The 17,491-nt window shown below is 38.1% G+C and carries 15 protein-coding genes; 9 read left to right on the top strand and 6 right to left on the bottom strand.

Annotation, left to right across the window (positions count from 1 at the left end):
• The first annotated feature begins 56 nt into the window (after nucleotides 1-56).
• The gene (locus HDC90_RS22310) at nucleotides 57-917 is read left to right on the top strand and encodes a hypothetical protein (protein ID WP_184470384.1); all 861 of its coding nucleotides are present in this window, start codon (nucleotides 57-59) and stop codon (nucleotides 915-917) included.
• Between the two features lie 57 nt (nucleotides 918-974).
• Here HDC90_RS22310 and HDC90_RS22305 read toward each other — a convergent pair whose 3' ends face one another.
• Nucleotides 975-1,373, bottom strand: coding sequence for an HIT family protein (locus HDC90_RS22305; RefSeq protein ID WP_184470382.1), 399 nt, complete (start codon nucleotides 1,371-1,373; stop codon nucleotides 975-977).
• Between the two features lie 75 nt (nucleotides 1,374-1,448).
• Nucleotides 1,449-1,922 carry a transcription elongation factor GreA gene (gene greA, locus HDC90_RS22300; RefSeq protein WP_047798983.1) on the bottom strand — a complete coding sequence of 158 codons (474 nt, stop codon included), beginning with the start codon at nucleotides 1,920-1,922 and terminating at the stop codon, nucleotides 1,449-1,451.
• A gap of 322 nt (nucleotides 1,923-2,244) precedes the next feature.
• On the opposite strand from greA, the gene HDC90_RS22295 reads away from it, so the two are divergent.
• A complete protein-coding gene (locus HDC90_RS22295; protein ID WP_184470380.1) occupies nucleotides 2,245-4,125 on the top strand; it encodes a M1 family metallopeptidase in 1,881 nt (626 codons plus the stop codon).
• A 57-nt stretch (nucleotides 4,126-4,182) separates the two neighbouring features.
• Here the strand turns inward: HDC90_RS22295 and HDC90_RS22290 are convergent, their stop codons facing one another.
• Together HDC90_RS22290 and HDC90_RS22285 are read right to left on the bottom strand one after the other, a co-directional pair.
• Nucleotides 4,183-4,659: an OsmC family protein gene (locus tag HDC90_RS22290; RefSeq protein WP_184470378.1), complete on the bottom strand. Its 477-nt coding sequence runs from the start codon at nucleotides 4,657-4,659 to the stop codon at nucleotides 4,183-4,185.
• Nucleotides 4,660-4,973: 314 nt separating this feature from the next.
• Nucleotides 4,974-5,900 carry an NAD(P)-dependent oxidoreductase gene (locus HDC90_RS22285; protein WP_184470376.1) on the bottom strand — a complete coding sequence of 309 codons (927 nt, stop codon included), beginning with the start codon at nucleotides 5,898-5,900 and terminating at the stop codon, nucleotides 4,974-4,976.
• Nucleotides 5,901-6,141: 241 nt separating this feature from the next.
• On the opposite strand from HDC90_RS22285, the gene HDC90_RS22280 reads away from it, so the two are divergent.
• The 4 genes from HDC90_RS22280 to HDC90_RS22265 all read left to right on the top strand — a co-directional run bounded on the left by HDC90_RS22280 (nucleotide 6,142) and on the right by HDC90_RS22265 (nucleotide 12,664).
• Nucleotides 6,142-8,625 (top strand): outer membrane beta-barrel family protein, encoded by a 2,484-nt coding sequence (locus HDC90_RS22280; RefSeq protein ID WP_184470374.1) that lies wholly within the window; start codon nucleotides 6,142-6,144, stop codon nucleotides 8,623-8,625.
• A gap of 54 nt (nucleotides 8,626-8,679) precedes the next feature.
• On the top strand, nucleotides 8,680-11,109 hold the full coding sequence (locus HDC90_RS22275; protein WP_184470372.1) for an outer membrane beta-barrel protein: 2,430 nt from the start codon (nucleotides 8,680-8,682) through the stop codon (nucleotides 11,107-11,109).
• Nucleotides 11,110-11,137: 28 nt separating this feature from the next.
• A complete protein-coding gene (locus tag HDC90_RS22270; protein WP_184470370.1) occupies nucleotides 11,138-11,692 on the top strand; it encodes an NUDIX hydrolase in 555 nt (184 codons plus the stop codon).
• Nucleotides 11,693-11,905: 213 nt separating this feature from the next.
• Nucleotides 11,906-12,664: a 1-acyl-sn-glycerol-3-phosphate acyltransferase gene (locus tag HDC90_RS22265; protein WP_184470368.1), complete on the top strand. Its 759-nt coding sequence runs from the start codon at nucleotides 11,906-11,908 to the stop codon at nucleotides 12,662-12,664.
• A 638-nt stretch (nucleotides 12,665-13,302) separates the two neighbouring features.
• Here the strand turns inward: HDC90_RS22265 and HDC90_RS22260 are convergent.
• Together HDC90_RS22260 and HDC90_RS22255 are read right to left on the bottom strand one after the other, a co-directional pair.
• Complete coding sequence (locus HDC90_RS22260) at nucleotides 13,303-14,052, bottom strand: LytTR family DNA-binding domain-containing protein (protein ID WP_184470366.1); 750 nt, start codon at nucleotides 14,050-14,052, stop codon at nucleotides 13,303-13,305.
• Between the two features lie 57 nt (nucleotides 14,053-14,109).
• Nucleotides 14,110-15,144 (bottom strand): sensor histidine kinase, encoded by a 1,035-nt coding sequence (locus HDC90_RS22255; RefSeq protein ID WP_255497812.1) that lies wholly within the window; start codon nucleotides 15,142-15,144, stop codon nucleotides 14,110-14,112.
• 251 nt (nucleotides 15,145-15,395) lie between these two features.
• Between HDC90_RS22255 and HDC90_RS22250 the strand changes: the two genes are divergently transcribed.
• Genes HDC90_RS22250 through HDC90_RS22240 form a run of 3 tightly spaced genes read left to right on the top strand, consistent with a single transcriptional unit; the run spans nucleotide 15,396 to nucleotide 17,366 of the window.
• On the top strand, nucleotides 15,396-15,653 hold the full coding sequence (locus HDC90_RS22250) for a hypothetical protein (RefSeq protein WP_184470364.1): 258 nt from the start codon (nucleotides 15,396-15,398) through the stop codon (nucleotides 15,651-15,653).
• 5 nt (nucleotides 15,654-15,658) lie between these two features.
• The gene (locus HDC90_RS22245) at nucleotides 15,659-16,567 is read left to right on the top strand and encodes an ABC transporter ATP-binding protein (RefSeq protein WP_184470362.1); all 909 of its coding nucleotides are present in this window, start codon (nucleotides 15,659-15,661) and stop codon (nucleotides 16,565-16,567) included.
• Between the two features lies 1 nt (nucleotide 16,568).
• Nucleotides 16,569-17,366 carry an ABC transporter permease gene (locus HDC90_RS22240; RefSeq protein ID WP_184470360.1) on the top strand — a complete coding sequence of 266 codons (798 nt, stop codon included), beginning with the start codon at nucleotides 16,569-16,571 and terminating at the stop codon, nucleotides 17,364-17,366.
• Nucleotides 17,367-17,491 lie beyond the last annotated feature (125 nt).

Below are 17,491 nucleotides of genomic sequence, written 5' to 3'. Positions count from 1 at the left end.
GGTGGCGTAATAGCGGCATAACAATTTATTAATTCAAAACTAAATACAAAAATCTTATGCTAATCTACTTAAAAAAAAATCTATTGGCGGTATTGAGTATAGCCATGGTATTTACTGCCTGCAAGAAAAACAGTTCAGACGAACCTACAACTCCACCTGTTAACAACAATAAAGGAATCCAATTGGCAACCGATGCTAAATTCGGATCGGTACTAACAGATAAAGATGGTAAAACCTTATACTTTTTTGCATCTGATGCTGCAGGTGTGCCAACCTGTGTTGGTGGCTGCGAAACAGCCTGGCCGCTTTATTATTCTGCCGATGCCAGTACAGATTTAAACCTGAATAAAGCTGAAGTTGGTGAAGTGACTAGAACTGATGGCCGTAAGCAAAGCACTTACCGGGGTTATCCGCTCTACTATTATGCAGGTGATGCTGCCGCCGGACAAATTAAAGGTGACGGGGTTGGCGGAACATGGTTTGTAGCGAAGCCCGATTATTCATTAATGTTGGCCAATGCACAATTGTTTGGGAACAACACCAATTATACCAGCACTTATGCCGTAGGTACTGGCAACACCATTTACCTAACTGATAGCAAAGGCCGCACCTTATACGCTTTTGCACCAGATAAAAATAGCGTAAATACTTATACAAAGAGTACTACACAAGAAGGTATTTGGCCAGTTTATGAATCTGAAGTACTAAGCGTGCCTTCGGCTATTGCAAAAGCTGATGTTGGCGTAATTACCGTAGCCACCATTAGCAAAAAACAATTAACCTATAAGGGATGGCCTTTATATTACTGGATATCAGATTTAAAAAGAGGCGATAATCTGGGCATAGTAATTGGAAAAGGTCCAGGTTTAACCTGGCCTGTATTACAGCTGAGTGCTACAGTTGCTCCGGCGCCATAAAAATATTTGGGTTAGGCGGGTAGAATGGTCGGCTGATGTTTTCACAGCCGGCCTTTTTTATACCGCTAGTAAGGCCTGCCTAATTTTTTCGGCAGCCTCTGCCAACTCTTCGTTTGTTGGCTTTAATTTTTCTTTGCTAAAGTTCATATCGCTCACATTATTCATCGGTATTAAATGGATATGCGCATGCGGAACTTCCAACCCAATAACCGAAACACCTACTTTTTTGCAAGGGAAAGCTATTTTTACACCTTTCGCCACAATTTTAGCAAACATCCATAAGCCAACATATAAATCTTCGTCCATATCAAAGATATAGTCGGTTTCGATTTTAGGGATTACCAAAACATGACCTGCTGTTAAAGGCTGAACATCCAAAAAAGCTAAATATTCTACAGTTTCGGCTACAACATGTGCAGGGATTTCGCCCGCAACGATTTTTGAAAAAACAGTCATTTGAGGTATAGGATTTAGGGTAAAGCGTTTGGCGGCGAGCGATTATTAAAACGCCTATCGTCAAACGCTATTCATTTATCTTGAAATTTCAAGTACTTCGAACTGCATTTTACCTGCAGGCACTTCAATTTCTGCAAATTCGCCTACCGATTTACCCAATAAACCCTGCGCAATCGGCGATTTAACCGAAATTTTTCCGGTTTTTAAATCAGCTTCACTTTCTGCTACCAACTGATAGGTCATCGTAGCTCCGTTTTTAACATTTTTTATTTTTACGATAGATAATGCCAGCACTTTAGATAAATCCAATTTCGACTCATCAATTAAACGTGCATTCGCCAACGTATTCTTCAATTTTGAAATTTTTGCTTCATGCAATCCCTGCGCCTCTTTTGCGGCATCGTATTCTGCATTCTCCGATAAATCACCTTTATCCCTTGCTTCTGCAATTGCTTTAGATATAAGCTGACGACCGGTGGTGGTTAGATAATGTACTTCCTCTTTCAATTTATCCAACCCCTCTTGGGTGTAGTATGTTACCTCTGTCATTGCTCTATTAATTTATTCAAACGCTATAAAAAACAAACAAGACTATATAGTTGGTTTGCTACATAGTCTTGCTTCAATAATAACGAAGATAAAATGTGGAAATTACAAAAGCAAATAAAAGATTAAGATTTACAGCATTTTTAACTTTATGTCGTGATTTTTTAGCTCGTTACGCCCTCATTCGATCAATCATCCATCAACCAAGGAATATGCTAAATCCACCAAAAACACAGTAATTAGCCATAAAACACTTCAAAATTCAGCTTTCCTTCACACAAAATTCAATCATTAGTCCTATTTTTAGCTTAAATTATTCGTAAAAATGAAAAAGTTATTCTCTATTGCCCTGATAATCGGTTTGGGCGGATATATGGCCTCGGCGCAGGAACTTTATATGCCCAGAAATATTAAAGCAGCATATGCTAAGGGTACACGTGCTATGAATGGAAAACCTGGCCCAAATTATTGGCAAAACCATGGTAAATACAACATGGATATTAAGGTGGATGCCGAAACCAAAGTGGTTAGCGGTAATGAAGAAATTTTATACAGCAACAACAGTTCTGACACATTAAAAACCCTTGCAATCCGTTTTGTAAACAACTTACACAAACCAACTTCCCCTAGAAGCGGTGCAGTAAGTGAAGACTTTTTAAGTACGGGTTTAAACATTACCTCCTTTTCTGTTGATGGCGAAACTTATCAGGTTGATAGTAAAGATTGGGGAACAGTAGGAAACGTTAAGCTGAACAGACCATTGTTGCCAAAATCGAAAATTACGGTTAAAATAGAGTGGAACTACCCATTATCAAAAGAAAGCGGTCGCGAGGGACAGATTGATCCGAACTCGTTTTTTGTGGCTTATAGCTATCCGCGCATATCGGTATACGATGATTATAACGGTTGGGACCGCATTCCACATACCGATAGAGCTGAATTTTACAACGACTTTAATGATTACGAATTCGCGATTAAAGCTCCTAAAAACTATGTAGTTTATGCCACAGGCGATTTCCTGAACCCAGATGAAGTACTACAACCTGAAATTTCTGCACGTTTAAAAAAATCATATAATGGTGATGAAGTAATCCACATTGCTACCGAGCAGGAAATGAAAGATGGTAAAGTAACACAGCAAAAAGACTGGAATACCTGGAAATTTGCGGTAAACCACATTACTGATGTTACTTTTGCCATGAGCAACCACTACGTTTGGGACGCTGCAAGTGTAATTGTAGATAAAAAGATCAATCGCCGTGCAAGTGCCCAGGCGGCCTACAACCCTACTACCGGAACAGATTTTATCAACTCGGTTAAATACAACCTTAATGCCTTAGATTGGTTTTCGAACAATTGGCCAGGAATTCCCTATCCCTATGCAAAAACCACCGCCTTTCAAGGTTTTGCAGATATGGAGTATCCGATGATGGTTAACGATTCCCAATTTGGCGATCCTGTATTTGCGCAATTGGTTCAAGACCATGAAGTGGCACATACTTACTTTCCTTTTTATATGGGCATTAACGAAACGCGTTATGCCTATATGGACGAAGGATGGGCCACAACATTCGAATATTTAATCGGCATTGCAGAACATGGCAAAGAGGCGGCAGATAAATTTTACAAAAACTTCAGGGTAAATAAATATATCAACGATAAATCTACAGAAGAGGACCAGCCTGTAATTTCAATGTCCGACCAGGTTTCGGGTTCAGGCTATGGGAATAACTCTTACGGAAAAGCTTCATTATCTTATTTGGCGCTTAAAGATATGTTAGGAGATGACCTATTCAAAAAAGCACTGCATACCTACATGAGCAACTGGAATGGTAAACACCCTATTCCGTGGGACTATTTTAACTCCATGAATGCAGGAGCGGGACAGAATTTAAACTGGTTTTTCCAGATTTGGTTTTTCACCAACAACTATCTCGATTTAGCCATAGCTAAGGTGACTTCTGCACAAGGAAAATCTACGGTAACCATTAAAAATGTAGGCGGTTTTGCCATTCCATTTGATATGGTAATTACCTATAGCGATGGAAAAACTGACACCATCCACAAAACACCTGCGGTTTGGAAAGCAAACCAGAAAGAAGTAAGCGTAGTGCTTAACACGACTAAAAAAGTAAAGTCAGTCAGCTTAGAGAACGACATTTATGTAGATGCTACGCCGAAAGATAATGTTTACGAAGTAAAATAATATCTGAGTCGACAGTTTTCAGTTGGTAGTTAACTATTAACTACCAACTGAAAACTGTTACCCGTTCTCCGCTTTAAAAACAGCCTCATGTTTAACCGGAAAATTTAACGAATTAGCAATAAAACACATTTTATTGGCTTCATGATGTAGCGATGCAGCAAGCTCATAATGTGCCTTATCGGCTATTAAAACCTGAGGGTGCAGCGTAACTTCTCTAAACCTACCGCTACCATCGGCCAATTCTTCCATGGTCCCCACGGCTTCATCCTTATAATCGATTACCACAATCTCGTTTTTAGAACATAAGTGTAAGTACCAGAGCATGTGGCAACTTGATATAGAAGCCAATAACAGGTCCTCAGGGTTATATTTAGATTTATCGCCCAAAAAAGCAGAATCAGACGATCCTGAAATATCGGCTTTGCCTTTTACTGAAATTATATAATCGCGATCGTATGAACGGTAATCCATTGTACCCGAGCCTTTATTGCCCGTCCAGGTAACTGTAGTTGAATATAAATGATCTTTCGGCATAATAAAATTGGTTAGATTGTATAGCCAATTTAAGAAATTAAAATTAACTTTTTTTAATACCCTTCAGGTTTTAAAACATGCTAAAATGTTAATCTTACCGCTTAGATGTGCCAGATTGCCTAAAAAGTAATAAATAATTTGAAAAGCAGGCTTCGGCGGTGCTTCGGTTCCGAAAGTCCTGCATCTCTTCAAGTCCTCGCTACGCTCCGGGCTTTCCGTTCTATCAGGTTTAATTAACAAAGGCTTCTGAAATTGGGTAATGCCCTTTCCTTTAAACTTCAGAAGCTATTAATAAACCTGCAAGAACTTATCAGCTAAAAGTTAAGCCCTTTTAACTTCTCTGCTAAAACTTCCGAAATCTTGCGGTACGAATCAAAGGTCCAGCCACCAACATGCGGAGTTAAAATTACCTGATCATTATTCTTTAATTCATCATACCAGGGCTGTTCACCTAAGGCAGGGAATTTTTCAGTTTGCAGCACATCCAATCCAGCGCCTAAAATTTTTCCGTTTTTGATGGCATTAAGCACTGCAGTGGTGTTTACAATCTCTCCTCTTGCGGTATTGATAAAGAAAATGGGCTTTTTAAAATGGAAGAAATATTCATCATCAACCATCTGTTTGGTTTCTGCTGTTAAGGGAATATGTAAACTCAGCACATCGCTGTGTTTCACAATCTCTTCCATGCTTACCTCACGGGCAAAAGCATCAGAAAAATCGGTTTTGTATTTATCATAAGCCATTACATCAACCTCGAAACCCGCTAATTTCTTCGCAAAGCTTTGTCCCATAAAACCATAACCAATAATCCCTACCTTTTTACCTTTCAATTCGTAACCACGGTTTCCTTCCCGATCCCACACACCATTTCTAATTTCGATATCTGCCCTGCGGAAATTGTTCATCAGCGATAACAGCAAACCTGTAGCATGCTCGCCAACAGCATCGCAATTGCCTTCGGGCGCATTAATCAGTTCGACGTTTCTTTCAAAAGCGATTTTATCGTCGATATTATCCAAGCCTGCTCCGGCCCTGGCCACAAATTTTAAATTCGGCGCAGCAGCAAAGAGCTCGGCATCGATCCTAAATTTCGTCCGCACAGCAATACCGGTATAATCTTTTATTTTATCTAATGTTTGTTGACGGGTGATCTGTGGTTCATCATCAACCTCGTAGCCCATAGCAATAGCCTGCGCTTTAAATGCAGGGTGTAAATCATCAACAATTAATATTTTTTTCATCTGTTATTCTATGCTCAATATGATGGACAAAAGTAACATTTTGAAAGATCGTTCAACTGTAATATTCCATCATTGTTTTCCAAGAAACTGAAAACTGCCAATTGCCAACCGCAAACCGAACGCTAACCCACAAAAATATTACTATAAAATGGCTGTAATAAAATAGTTACGGCTCATTAATTAAACTTAGTTGCCGTTACTTTGTCTCCCTTTACAAAAACACACGAAATTTTATTTTTTAATGAGACTTTTACAATCGAGAACAATACAGATTACCCTTTTACTTTTAAGCTTATCATTTAGTCTTTTCGCACAAACAAGCGGAAAAGCAAAAATTACCGGGACACTTAAAGACGCAAAAACACAAGAAACTATTCCATTTGCTACAGCCATTTTAATTGATAAGGCTACGGCCAAAAATACAAAAATTGTACAAACCGATGTAAACGGTACTTTTGTAATGACCGATATCCCTACAGGAAACTTTACTTTTAAAATAAGTTTTGTGGGTTACCAAACCATGGTTAGAGATAATATAGCCATTACCACTGCCACAGGTACCTTAAATTTTGGCGAAATTAAAATGAACCCGGCAAAAGGCAATGTGCTGAGTGAAATTACCGTAACAGGCCAGAAACAGGGCATGCAAATGGGTATTGATAAAAAGATTTTCGCAGTAGATCAGAGTGTAATCAGCGAAGGTGGATCGGCAGGCGATTTATTACAGAATGTACCATCGGTTTCTACTGATATGGATGGCAATGTGAGTTTACGTGGCTCTACGGGTGTTAAAGTATTAATTGACGGAAAACCATCTTTAATTGCAGGCGGTAATGTTGCGCAGATCCTTCAATCAATCCCAGCCAGCTCTATCGAGAGTGTTGAGGTAATTACCAACCCATCGGCAAAGTACGATGCAGAAGGTCAATCAGGCATCATTAACATTGTACTGAAGAAAAATACAAAACTTGGTTTTAACGGCTCAGTTGCACTAACTGCAGGTAACCGCGATAACTATAATGCCAATACCAATTTAAGCTTTCAGAACAGCAAGGTAAATATTTATGGAAACTATGGCTATCGTTACGGTAATCGTGTTGGAGGCGGTTTTCAAGACATTACCTATAAAACACCAACAAACTCGACTTCATTTCTTAATCAGCATACCAGATCATTATCTTTAGATAAAGGCCATAATGCAAAAGCAGGTATAGATTACTACATTACGCCAAAAAGTGTGGTCAGTTTATCTGGTGGTTTTAATTCAAGAGAAAACGACCGTAATGAATATATCGATGTGAGGCAATTAAATGCAGCTTCGGATCCGGTTAATCTCAGCAATAGAAACAACACCAATAAAGGGGACGGAAAGAGTTATGATTTAAATTTAGATTACACCCAGAAGTTCAAAAAACCTAAAGAAGAATTAACTTTTAATTTCGGCTATTCAACCGGAGATAATAATAATGATCAGACTTACCTTACCTCAACTACTTATGCAAATGGCTCTGCAGTAAATGTGGATAGTTTACAGCTGATTAATAATACGGGGAATAACACTAATTACAATATCCAAACTGATTATGCGCTGCCTGTTGGGAAGGCTGGAAAAATTGAAGCAGGCTACCGCAGTCAGATTCGTTTAGGTGATAACGATCAGTTTGCTCAGGTTAGACTTCCAGGAAGTGATGTTTTTACGAGAGACAATAGACTGATCAACAACTTCCATAGTAAAGATCAGGTCCATGCATTATATCTGAATTATCAGAATCAGATTAAAGATTTTGGCTATCAACTAGGCTTAAGAGCAGAAGATGCACGCTTAGACACCTATTTAGAAGGATACACAAAAAATGTTCTGACAACGAGCGCAGGAAATATCCATTATAAAAGGTTATACCCAAGTGTTTTCTTAACCCAGAAATTTAAAGGCGACAATCAGCTTCAACTGAGTTATACACGCCGTGTAAACCGTCCCCGTCCTTGGGATACCAACCCATTTTTAGATGTGTCGGAACCATTTAACTATAGAGGTGGTAACCCGAATTTACTACCTGAGGATGTGCACTCGTTTGAATTGGGATACAGTAAATACTGGAAAAAAGTAACCTTAACATCGAGTTTGTATTTTCGCCAAACCAATGATGTGATCCAACGCGTAAGAAGTACACCTGTTAATGGGATTATTACTTCAACTCCTCAAAACCTATCGCACCAGATTAACAGCGGAGTAGAATTGATCGGTCGCTTCGATCTGGCAAAGGCTTTAAATTTTACGACCAACGTAAACTTATATCAGGCTAAGTTTGCCGGAGATGCGAGGTTTGATATCCCATCAAGCAGTGGCTTTAGCTGGAACGCCAACCTGACCGGAAATTTAACGGTAGTTAAAAATTTATCGCTACAGGTACGCGGCGACTACCGGGCGCCAGAAGTGATGGCGCAGGGAAAACGCAACGCGATGTACGGTGTTGACGGTGGAGCCAAATACGACTTCCCGAACAAAAAAGCATCTTTAAGTTTCAATGTTAGGGATGTATTTAACACCAGAAGGTGGAGCATGACAACCGAAGATAAGGCGACAATTGTTGATTTTGAGCGCCAGTTTCAAGGGACAATGGGAAATTTAACCTTCTCTTACCGCTTTGGAAAAACCACATTTACCGGTGCCAAAAAGAAGAAAGACGATCAACAGGATAACCGTCCTGACGAGGGATCATTTTAATAACCAAGGTGTTTAGAAAAATATTTCTAAACACCTTTTTTAATTAATCAGATATTGGAAAAACTTTTACCTAAGCTTTGCCTTACCCTGTTGATTTTACTCAACACCGTTGCTGCGTTTGCCGCAGAAAAAGGCGTAATCAGCGGAAAAGTGGTTGAAGAAGTTGGTGGCTTATCGATACCATCAGCCATAATATCTGTTTATATCGATGGATCTGAACAACCTATAGTTACATCCGCCACAGATGAAGATGGCCATTTTAGCATTAAAAATCTGAAAACAGGGAATTATAGTATTAGGGTGAGTTTTGTCGGTTATGCCCCGCTAAAAGTAAATGGAATAGCCATCACAGAAAAAGATTTCGATAAAAACCTTGGCGCATTAAAACTAACTTCTGATCAAAATTCTTTGCAGGAAGTAACCATTACTGTTCAAAAACCGCCTATCGAATTTGGTGCCGATGGCGTAACTTACAATGTTGGCTCTACACTATTGGCCGAAGGCAGTACTGCAACAGATGTATTAAAAAATGTCCCCATGGTGCAGGTTGATATTGATGGGAATGCTACCATTGCCGGAAAAAGAAATACCAGGGTTTTTATCGATGGGAAACCATCAGACTATATGACCTCTAACATCACCGATCTGCTCAATGTGCTTCCTTCTGATGCCATTGATAAGATAGAAGTCCTTACTAATCCACCATCTAAATATAGTGGCGACGGTGAAGGCATTATTAATATTGTGATGAAAAAAGGTTTTAAGGTTGGCTTCAACGGTAATGTAGGCATTTCGAACGGCTTGCAAGGTAATGGCAATACCAATGCAAATGCTTCTTACCGCGGAAAATCTTATGCCGTAAATGGAAGCGCAGCTTACCGTTATAATGTTGGCAAAGGTGATAGCCACAATTTCCGCGAAAACTTTTTTCCTGATACAACTTTCTATTATGACCAATATGGGGCTTACCGCAACCATAACAACGGTGGGAATTTTAGAATGGGCTTAGATTGGACCATTAATCCGCAACAAAGTTTACGGTTATCAACCAATTACAACCTTAACAATTCTAATTCAAACTCCACAACTGATCTTCATTATTTAAGCAATGAACGGATAGAAAACCGTCTCCGCAATCAGCATAACACGGGTAATGGCAACAGTAATAACTTTGTTTTTAATGCAGATTACGATCTTCAGACGGATACCAGCGGAGGTAAAATATCTTTAGGTTTAAATTTCAACACCAATAAGAGTATCGATTTTAGGGATTATAGCACCACTTATGCGCAACCCAGCGCCTCGGCCCCAACTTTACAGCAAAACAATAACAATACCGGAAATAGGGGACTGAACGTAACTTTAGATTACGAAAAACCAATATTCAATAAACGCGATCGCATTGAAGCTGGGTTGGCTTTTAACTACAGAAAGAACGATAACGATTTGTTAATCGAGAATTTTAATTTCGCAACACAACAGTTTGTGCGTAATAATAAATTATCTAACCAGTTTTTGTATAATGAAAACATAGCTGCTGCTTATGCATCTTATAACTACCGTAAGGTTGGCTGGGGCATTAAAACAGGAGTTAGAACAGAACTTACCAATGTAGCTTTCGATTTATCTACTGGTCAGAATTATAATGTAAAACCTTATTTAAGCATCTTCCCTAACCTATCTTTAAACAGGTTTTACCGCAAAAGATATAATATTGGAGCCACTTATAGTATCCGTGTTAACCGGCCAAGAGAAAATACCCTGAACCCGCAGGTAAACAATGTAGATACGCTTAATATCTCATATGGAAACCCCAATCTATCGCGAGCTTATACACATCAGTTCGATATTAATTTTGGGGCATTTGGCCAGAAATGGTCATTTAATCCACGGCTTTCTTATTCAACCAGTCAGGGCGTTATAGAGCGCTATCGCACAGTTACCTTAATTCCAGGCTCCAATACAGCGAGATCTGAGAGCACTTACGATAATGTGGGCACTAATAATTCGCTATCACTTATCTTAATCGGGAATTATAGACCTACTAATAAGATATCGGCCAATGGAAATTTTAGCGTAATCCAAAGCAATTATAAATCACAATTAAATAGCTCGCTAAACCGGGATGGTTTGAGTTTTAGAGGCGCAATTGGTTTGTCTATGCAATTGCCACTTAAAACAGCTTTCGAATCGAATTTAAATTATGCCAATAATACCAATGCACAAGGCCGGAACAAAGGCTCTATGTCTTCTAATTTCTCGGCCCGGAAAGTCTTTTTTGGTAACCGGTTAAATCTTCGCATAACCATAAATGATATTTTAGGAAACAGAACCAATACTTTTTACAATGAAGGTCAGAATTTCAGGCTGGAAAATTATTCGACCAATAACACGCAAAACTTCACTTTTAGCCTGAATTACCGTTTCACTAAAATTACCGTAAATAAAATTCCTCCCCCACCTCCACCTGTAAAACCCCAGTAAGATATAATCATATTCCTTATCTTGCAGCATGGAAGAGATCAACCCTTGGAAAACGCTGGAGAGCGATATAAAATACGATAACAACTGGATTCGTTTAACCGAACACCAGGTCATTAATCCGTCTGGCGGACAAGGGATTTATGGCACTGTTCATTTTAAAAATCGTGCCATCGGAATCCTCCCCTTAGATGAAGATTACAATACCTGGTTGGTTGGCCAATACCGATATGCAATTAATGCCTATAGCTGGGAAATTCCAGAAGGTGGTGGACCATTTGAGGAAGCGCCATTAGAAAGCGCAAGGAGAGAATTACTGGAAGAAACAGGAATGAGTGCCAGAAACTGGAAAGAGATACAAAGAATGCATCTTTCCAACTCCGTAAGCGACGAATTAAGCATAATCTATGTTGCCACTGGTTTAATTCAAGGTATCGCAATGCCAGAAGAAACAGAAGAACTCGTGGTAAAAAAATTGCCCTTTGATGAGGCTTATCAAATGGTTTTGAATGGTGAAATTACAGATTCGATCAGTGTAGCTGCAATTTTAAAAGCCAAACTAATGATGTTGAATGGTGAATTATAAAATCATATATTAAGATTCCCGCACGATGATTAACCTAGATTTCGTCATTTCGAGCGCAGTGCAGCGTAGTCGAGAAATCTTTCTCTGTGTATAAATGCGCTCAGGCAAACATATGATAGCTTTAATATTTATTCAACCTGTCTTACCTAATTATAATCGCTAATTAAACCGGAATAATTTATTATTATCTTTGCCACCTATTAAATCAACCAGATGAGCAAGTTTTTTGGATATATTTTAAGCCCTATTTTTTATATTTTCTTTGGATTGATCCTTTGTATATTCCATCCTATACAATGGCTGTGCTTTAAGCTTTTTGGCTACAAAGCGCATAAGATTTCTGTAGACATCCTTAATTTTTTTCTAACTTATTGCCAGATTTTCCTTTTCAATTCGATCAGTTTTAAAAACGAATACGACCTGCCAACGGATAGACCGATTATTTTTGCTGCAAACCACCAAAGCATGTACGATATCCCTTCGTTAATTTGGTTCTTAAGGAAACACAGTGCAAAATTTATCTCTAAAATTGAGCTTACCAAAGGCATTCCATCTATATCTATTAACCTGCGTCTGGGCGGTGGGGCAAACATCAACCGGAAAGACAACAAGCAGGCCATTTCTGAAATCATAAAACTTGGCCGTAGAATGAAAGAGAATAATTGGAGCACTGTTATTTTCCCTGAGGGAACCCGGGCGAAAGACGGTCAGTTGAAAACCTTCCAATTTGGAGGTATTGCTACTATATTAAAGGTAGTGCCTAATGCGCTGATTGTTCCCGTGGCTATAGAAAATTCATGGAAAATTGTCCGCTTTGGTATGTTTCCGTTAACCACAGGAAACGCCTTAAAATGGACGGTTTTAAAGCCGATAGAACCTGGATTGAGACCACCTAACGACATCACATTGGAAGTAGAGAACGAAATCAGGAAAGTTTTAGGACAACCAATAGCACAGGCTCCTGTTTTGTAGTCCAGTTAGCTATTTCGCACATTAACTTCTTCTTTAAAAGATCCTTCGACTTCGCTACCATTGACAGATCTTATAGAAAAATCGTCATTTCGACTGAAGCTAGCCGTTTTTTTTTCCGGCAGCGAAATGGAGAAAATCTATAGAGACAGATTTCTCGACTGCGTTGCACTCCGCTCGAAATGACGACCCCGGAGAGGGCTGTCATCCATATTAATTTTTATAAGATAAATTACTCCTCAGGATGATAAATCAAGGCTATACCCATGTTTTATATTTCGTTAGCCAACATAGTTCTTCATAGATTTAAGGAAATGGCTTAATCAGCAACAGACGCTTATCGTCAACCGCTACCATTAACAGATCTTATAGAAAAATCGTCATTTCGACTGAAGCTAGCCGTTTTTTCCGGTAGCGAAATGGAGAAATCTATAGAGACAGATTTCTCGACTGCGTTGCACTCCGCTCGAAATGACGACCCCGGAGAGGGCTGTCATCCATATTGATTTTTATAAGATAAATTACCCCTCAGGATGACAAATCAAGGCTATACTCATGTTTTATATTTCATTAGCCAACATAGTTCTTCATAGATTTAAGGAAATGGGTTAATCAGCAACAGACGCTTATCGTCAACCGCTCTAAATATTCTTATTTCCAATCACCCTAAAAAATTCATCGCGGTAAGTATCTCCAACGGGGATAATTTTTTGATTGATGGTAATGCGGCTACGTTCGATGCTTTCAATTTTATCAACAGCCACAATATAAGATTTATGCACTCTGATAAACTGACCTTGAGGTAAAGCTTCTTCCATTTTCTTCATACTCTGCAGCGTAATTACACGCTCATCTTTCGTAAATATCGAAATGTAATCTTTTAAACCTTCGATGAATAAAATATCGTGCAAATAGATTTTTTGAATCTTATGTTCTGTTTTTACGAAAATATAATCCTGAACCGGATTTGGAGAGCCGGAAAATGGCGCAGGCGTAATAATAGGTTGTGCCACACTCGCTGGAGCTTCAACCGGTTTTACCTGGTTGTGAACTTTTTCTACCGCTTTATAAAAACGGTCGAATGCAATTGGTTTTAACAGGTAATCCGAAACATTCAGGTCGTAACTTTCTAAAGCATACTGTGGGTAAGCGGTAGTTAGTATATAGTGGCATTTATTGCCCGCAATTTTTAAAAACTGGATTCCGGTTAGCTCAGGCATCTGAATATCCAAAAACACCAGATCTATCCCTCCTCCCTGTACAATCTGCAACGCTTCAATAGGGTTTTCGCACCTTTTAACCATCGTTAAAAAAGGCACTTTCGATATATAATCCTGTAAAATATCAAGCGCTAAAGGCTCATCATCAACAACAATACAGTTTAAGTTCATTTTGGTTAATCTATTTAATTCATGATTTTCTTATGATCCGCTTAGGTTAATGCCGGATTATATGTCAATCATCAGTTCACAGGTATAATGAGTAGCCGAATTTACAACATTTAATTTATATCTATCAGGATAAACCAATTGTAACCGTCGTTCTACATTGGTTAAACCCACTCCGCCCTGCGCATCTTTATTCTGCTGGTTCTTTTTATTAACTACACTAAAATGCAAAATCTTCTGGTTGGCAATGATATTGATCTTTACCGGTTCTGCCGGATCGGTTACCACGCCATGTTTAAATGCATTTTCTACAAACGAAATTAACATCAAAGGAACAATTTTTTGATTGTCAATTTCGCCATTCAAGGTAAGTTCGATATAGGCTCCGTCTTTAAACCTTATTTTTTGAAGCTCAATATAACTGGTTAAATAATCTACTTCTTTACTTAACGCTACCGTTGGCGTATTGCTCTCGTAAATCATGTAGCGCATAATCTCCGAAAGCTTCATAATCGCATCGGCGGTTTTGTCTGATTTCTGATAAGCCAGCGAATAGATATTATTGAGCGAGTTGAAAAGAAAATGTGGGTTTAACTGCGACTTTAAAAACTGGAGTTCCATCTCTCGGCGCTCACTTTCTAAATTACGCTGAATCCTTTCGCTTCCAAACCAATCGATAGTAAATTTGATAATACAACTACAGATCAAGAAAAACCCCGATAAGAACGTAACCATGATCACAAAATTGTGAACCGGTATATCTATACGTTTTCCTTTAGCGCTTATCGCAGTTAATACATCATCCGGATATAATACGGCTATAGCTGTTTTAGCCACAACAGACACCACAATTAATAATAGGAATGCCAATACATATATAAAATATTTTTTTCTCTTCTTGATGAGTTCAGGAATTAAGAAAATATAATTAATGTAGAAAATTGAAATATTGATTATCCCATATACCACATAACTGATAAAATAGTCTTTACCTGTATGTATGGAAGTATCAAAAATACTCACTCCAAAAATTATCATTACAATAATTGTCCAAAAAATAGTGTGTAATATAAATGGCCCCCGACTTTGTTTCATTAGAAATATATTAAATAGTTATGAAGGATATATGGATTATATTCTTTCATGCTCACAAAATAAATAAAGTTTTATCGATTTACTTACACAATCTACCAACGGGCATTTTTTTTCTACCAACGGCCCAATAGGCAAATTTTATCGACAAACGCCAAAAATGTCTGTTGATCTAGAATCTTGAACACTTGGTATAATAGATTTTAGCAGGTTGTTTTTCTTGAGTTTCTTTGAGTCATCAAAACGAAAACAAAATGAAAACATCATCAACAATCAACTTACAAAATCAAACAGTAATTACTGATGGTATTTTCTCAACCGCTCAAATAAAACTATCGATCATGAAAAAGTTAGCAAACACATCACCATTTTTACTTTTATTATTACCAGTATTTATGATGATCATTTTAACGCTTACCGTTAACACCAATCAGAATGATGCAGAAATAGTTGTAAAACCAACAAAAACATCTGGTTCTGTTGTGAAACAAGTAAGTGCTATTTTCAAATAGAAATAATGGGTAATTACGCTATCGAAACAGTAGGTTTAAACTTTAACTTCGGCAACCAGGCTATTGTAAAAGACCTATCTTTACAAGTACCCAAAGGCAGTATATATGGTTTCTTAGGCCCCAACGGAGCTGGAAAAACAACTACCATAAAAATCCTGCTGAACCTGTTAAAATCGCCCTCCGATCAGGTTTTTATATTTGGGAAAGAGATAAACAGTAATCGTATAGCAACCCTTAAACGCATAGGTGCTTTGGTAGAACAACCAGCCATTTATGGGCACTTAACAGGAAAAGAAAACCTCGTTAACCGTTGCATTTTATTAGGCATAAAAAAAGAAAAAGCTGATGAAATGCTGTCGCTGGTAGGCTTGGCTGAAGCATCAAATAAAAAAGCCAACAAATATTCATTAGGCATGAAACAAAGGCTAGGCATTGCGCAGGCACTAATTTCAGATCCAGAGTTACTCCTACTGGATGAGCCTACCAATGGCTTAGATCCAAACGGTATTATCGAGGTTCGGAACCTGATGATCGATTTAGCCACCAAACACCAGAAAACAATACTGGTTTCAAGCCACTTATTAGCAGAAATAGAAAGAACAGCAACTCATGTTGGCATTATAAACAAAGGCCAATTATTATTTCAGGGTACTATTAGCGAACTTCATTTACTGAGCAAACCTATGCTCGAAATCGAAGTAGACAAGATTGAAAGTGCAAGCTCTTTTTTAATAAAGTCGGGCTATGAAATTACAGCAAAAACAGATCGGATCATTACTGTGCCATTTACTTCCTCAGAAAAAAGTGGGGAACTCAATACATTACTGATCCAAAATGGCTTTACGGTGAGCAGTCTTTATCAGCAGCGAAAAGACCTCGAAAACTTATTCCTGGATATTACCAAAACCAACTAACATGCGCGCTCTTTATATTTCTTTAGTCTCAGAATTTTACAAATCGAGAAAAACCTTAGCATTTTGGGCAGCCATACTATTACCTGTTATTATATGCTCCTTAATCACTTTCGGTTTTTATTCCAACTCCGAAAATGTCTTAAAGCTACATTATCCTCCTATGATACTTTGGGCGCAATATAGCGGATCAACTTTAGGGGTTATGGGTTTATTGGTTATGCCTTTCTATGTAATATTTATGGCTTTCTCGGTCAATAATATCGAACATAAAAACGATACCTGGAAAATGTTATTTGCCCAGCCCCTAAATAAATTTTCTATTTATGCTGCAAAATACCTTTATGCTGTATTATTAATATTTATCTGTTTATTCTTATTTGCTACACTTACCTATGCCTTTGGTCACTTATTACAGGTATTGGTACCTAAGTTTAATTTTAATCAATACAATCCATTAAATATCCTGATTAACTCTTACACTAAATTATTTTTAGCTTCTCTAGGCATTCTATCCTTACAGTTTATATTAAGTTTGCTATGGAGCGATTTCCTTAAACCGATGGGAATTGGTTTTGTTGGAACAATAATGGGGATTATTGCAGCAAATGTAGGCTGGAAATATGCCTATCTGATCCCCTATTCTCTACCAACTTTGGCATTAAGGATGACAAAAGTAAAAAAAGGCGCTGATCCGTTAGATTTCCCGGTTTTTACCCAAGAAATATGGACAAGCTTGATTTATGCTTCAGCCCTTTTCATCATCGGCTATTTTATCGTAACCAAAAAGAGCATAAAATAATTTAACGCTAAAAACCGCTTACAGCACTTGAGGATCAAGCGGAAAAGTTGGGGGGAATAAAATAATTTGTTTCTTTGTGGTATTACAACAATTATAACTTCCCTTGAATCAAGCCGAACAAACCC

Source organism: Pedobacter sp. AK013 (assembly GCF_014205835.1).
GTDB lineage: Bacteria > Bacteroidota > Bacteroidia > Sphingobacteriales > Sphingobacteriaceae > Pedobacter.
The sequence above is the reverse complement of the archived record's forward strand: the minus strand, read 5'-3'. Positions and strand labels throughout refer to the sequence as shown.

What these genes read in the sequence shown, in the direction of transcription:
- HDC90_RS22310 (WP_184470384.1), top strand. Translation starts at nt 57, where the DNA reads ATGCTAATCTACTTAAAAAAAAATCTATTGGCGGTATTGAGTATAGCC.
- HDC90_RS22305 (WP_184470382.1), bottom strand. Translation starts at nt 1,373, where the DNA reads ATGACTGTTTTTTCAAAAATCGTTGCGGGCGAAATCCCTGCACATGTT.
- greA (WP_047798983.1), bottom strand. Translation starts at nt 1,922, where the DNA reads ATGACAGAGGTAACATACTACACCCAAGAGGGGTTGGATAAATTGAAA.
- HDC90_RS22295 (WP_184470380.1), top strand. Translation starts at nt 2,245, where the DNA reads ATGAAAAAGTTATTCTCTATTGCCCTGATAATCGGTTTGGGCGGATAT.
- HDC90_RS22290 (WP_184470378.1), bottom strand. Translation starts at nt 4,659, where the DNA reads ATGCCGAAAGATCATTTATATTCAACTACAGTTACCTGGACGGGCAAT.
- HDC90_RS22285 (WP_184470376.1), bottom strand. Translation starts at nt 5,900, where the DNA reads ATGAAAAAAATATTAATTGTTGATGATTTACACCCTGCATTTAAAGCG.
- HDC90_RS22280 (WP_184470374.1), top strand. Translation starts at nt 6,142, where the DNA reads ATGAGACTTTTACAATCGAGAACAATACAGATTACCCTTTTACTTTTA.
- HDC90_RS22270 (WP_184470370.1), top strand. Translation starts at nt 11,138, where the DNA reads ATGGAAGAGATCAACCCTTGGAAAACGCTGGAGAGCGATATAAAATAC.
- HDC90_RS22265 (WP_184470368.1), top strand. Translation starts at nt 11,906, where the DNA reads ATGAGCAAGTTTTTTGGATATATTTTAAGCCCTATTTTTTATATTTTC.
- HDC90_RS22260 (WP_184470366.1), bottom strand. Translation starts at nt 14,052, where the DNA reads ATGAACTTAAACTGTATTGTTGTTGATGATGAGCCTTTAGCGCTTGAT.
- HDC90_RS22255 (WP_255497812.1), bottom strand. Translation starts at nt 15,144, where the DNA reads ATGAAACAAAGTCGGGGGCCATTTATATTACACACTATTTTTTGGACA.
- HDC90_RS22250 (WP_184470364.1), top strand. Translation starts at nt 15,396, where the DNA reads ATGAAAACATCATCAACAATCAACTTACAAAATCAAACAGTAATTACT.
- HDC90_RS22245 (WP_184470362.1), top strand. Translation starts at nt 15,659, where the DNA reads ATGGGTAATTACGCTATCGAAACAGTAGGTTTAAACTTTAACTTCGGC.
- HDC90_RS22240 (WP_184470360.1), top strand. Translation starts at nt 16,569, where the DNA reads ATGCGCGCTCTTTATATTTCTTTAGTCTCAGAATTTTACAAATCGAGA.